This is a genomic window from Rhodococcus sp. FW305-130 (assembly GCF_058788335.1).
Genome location: NZ_JBYTAP010000029.1, coordinates 1 through 502, shown reverse-complemented (window position 1 = coordinate 502; position 502 = coordinate 1). Strand labels below are relative to the sequence as shown.

Sequence of the window (502 nt, the reverse complement as noted above, 5' to 3'; positions counted from 1 at the left end):
CCGACCCACGCACCACCACCGCAGCCGACAACACCGACCCATGCGACACCAACGCCGCCTCGATCTCCCCCAACTCGATCCGCTGACCACGAAACTTCACCTGAAAATCAGTACGACCGATGTACTCCAACTCACCAATCGAGTTCCAGCGAACAAGATCCCCCGTCCGATACATCCGCTCACCCGAACCGAACGGCGACGCCACAAACCGATCCGCACTCAAATCCGGACGACCCACATACCCCCGAGCCAACTGCACACCCGACAAATACAACTCACCCGCAACACCCACAGCAACCGGCCGAAGGCGCGAATCCAACACAAACACCCGGCAATTCCACTCCGGCACACCAATCGACACCACAGACCCCGACCCAGCAGCCGTCACATCCGCAAACGTAAACGACACCGCCGCCTCAGTCGGACCATACAAATTATGCAACCGCGCCGACGACACCAACCCGAACTCACGCACCGCCTCCACCGGCAACGCCTCACCGAT

At 60.4% G+C, this 502-nt stretch carries 1 protein-coding gene; it reads right to left on the bottom strand.

All coding sequences use genetic code 11. From position 1 onward, the window contains the following. On the bottom strand, nucleotides 1-502 hold a 502-nt coding region (locus AC3WQS_RS31345; protein ID WP_492741650.1), incomplete at both ends, for an AMP-binding protein.